At 38.4% G+C, this 2366-nt stretch carries 2 protein-coding genes; both read left to right on the top strand.

The window, feature by feature from the left end; translation table 11 throughout:
* Positions 1-533 precede the first annotated feature (533 nt).
* A complete protein-coding gene (locus ACZFYI_RS19180) occupies positions 534-1010 on the top strand; it encodes a MarR family winged helix-turn-helix transcriptional regulator (protein WP_462525729.1) in 477 nt (158 codons plus the stop codon).
* A gap of 14 nt (positions 1011-1024) precedes the next feature.
* A partial coding sequence (locus ACZFYI_RS19175; RefSeq protein WP_462525728.1) for a 3-hydroxyacyl-CoA dehydrogenase occupies positions 1025-2366 on the top strand: 1342 nt, incomplete at its 3' end.

The raw sequence follows: 2366 nt of genomic DNA, 5'->3' as shown, positions 1-2366 counted from the left end.
AATTTTGCACCTTCAAGAAGGAATATTTTAAATTCGAATTACTTTTTAATTATTCCTTTGTAATTTTTATCGTTTTTAACTAACCATCTGCCAACAATAGCAGCAGTAACTAGCAAAATAACAAAAAAAGCGATTGGCAAGTAAGTAGGAAATTGATGTCCGAACATTTTCTTTTGATTTAATTTTACGCAAATTTATTATAATTGACTTTAGAAACCTTATTTTTTCAGAAAACTTTTAATTTATTAAGCTTAAAACAGATCCAAGTGGATATGGTAGTCTTATTTATATAGCAAGGTAACATGGAAGGAAACGTATTCGGAAATACAGCACCGATAAAGAAAGAAGATATAAAACCAACTCTTAAGGAATTCTTAAGACAATTTAAAACTATATTCTCTAAATATTCAGAATATATTTTTTTTTATTTACCCAATCCCTAAACTTAATTTCTTATGCATGCATAACATTTTTTCAATTTAGTATGCATGCATACAATATTTTTATTACATTAGGCGTACTAAAATACACCTATGAAGCGCGAAGAGACAGTTGACTATCATATCAAGAGTGCCTGGCATGCGATTTCCAGGATGTACAACCAAAAAGCTGCTCAAGAGGATTTCACTACGGCCATTGGTTTTGTATTGATCAATATCAACTCCAAGGAAGGAACACCCGCTACCAAAATTGCGCCGTTGATGGGCCTTGAAGCCCGAAGCCTCACAAGAATGCTGAAAAGCATGGAGGAAAAAGGCATGATTTATAAAAAACCTGATCCCATTGACAAAAGATCGGTCAGGATTTTTCTTACACCGGAGGGTAAAAGAAAAAAAGAAATATCTGTTCAGACTATTATGGAATTCAACGAACATGTAAGGGAAGTCGTCAGTGAATCCGAATTGGACACCTTTTTTACTGTGTTCCAAAAAATCAACCATGTCATAGATAATTTACAATCTGAAACTATAAACCCCAATGAGTACAACAGTCAGTTGTATGAAATTTAAAACCAACATATTTTATGAAAAGAACCATTAAGAAAGTAGCCATTTTAGGTTCAGGAGTGATGGGGTCAAGGATCGCCTGCCATTTTGCCAATATCGGCGTGCAGGTATTGCTTCTTGATATTGTTCCAAATGAACCCAATGATGATGAAAAGAAAAAGGGCCTGACGGTCAATGACAAACCTGTCAGAAACCGGATCGTGAATACTGCACTTGACAATACCTTAAAAGCAAAGCCCGCATCACTGTATGATGCCTCTTCTGTTTCAAGGATTACTACAGGAAACTTTGATGATGATTTGTCAAAAATCAAAGATTACGATTGGGTAATGGAAGTCGTCGTCGAAAGGTTGGATATCAAGCAATCACTTTTTGAGAAAGTAGAGAAATACAGAAAACCTGGAACTTTGATAACTTCAAATACTTCGGGTATTCCGATGCACTTGATGAGTGAAGGCAGGTCAGAAGACTTTCAGGTCAACTTTGCCGGAACCCACTTTTTCAATCCGCCAAGATACCTCAGGTTATTAGAAATCATCCCTGGACCAAAAACAAATCCCGAAGTCATCGATTTTCTAATGGACTTTGGAGACAGGTTCTTGGGCAAAGAAACTGTCCTTTGCAAGGATACTCCTGCTTTTATAGCAAATAGAATCGGTGTATACGCCATTATTTCAGGGATGCACGCCATCGAGAAAATGGGTTTGAGCGTTTCAGAAGTGGACAAACTCACCGGTCCGATAATCGGACGTGCCAAGTCGGCTACTTTCAGAACCATGGATGTTGTCGGCCTTGATACCACTGTCAACGTTTCCAACAACCTATACAAGACACTTACCCATGACGAGTCTCGGGATAAATTTCTTCTTCCGAATATTGTCAAGGTACTTTATGACAATAAATGGTTGGGGGACAAAACAGGTCAGGGCTATTTCAAAATGATCCGCCATAAGGATGGTACCAAAGAACTGAAAGAACTCGACCTGAAGACTTTTGAATACAAGGACACAGAAAAGCCAAAATTCAAAGCCCTTGAGGCTTCCAAGGAAATCGACGACCTGAAGAAGAGAATCAAATTCTTGGTCAACTTCGATGACCGCGCGGGAGAATTTTACAGGGCATCTTTTTACGACCTGTTCAAATATTGCTCTCACCGAATCCCTGAAATTTCAGATGAACTTTATAGAATCGATCAGGCTGTCTCGGCAGGTTTTGGTTGGGAATTGGGTCCTTTCGAGACATGGGATGTCCTTGGCGTTAAAGATACGGTAGAGAAGATGGAAGCTGCAGGAGAAAAAGCCGCTGCTTGGGTTCATGAAATGCTTGCTGCAGGACATGCATCTTTCTATAAAGTGGAAG

It is taken from the genome of Aquiflexum sp. (assembly GCF_977115555.1).
The sequence above is the reverse complement of the archived record's forward strand: the minus strand, read 5'-3'. Positions and strand labels throughout refer to the sequence as shown.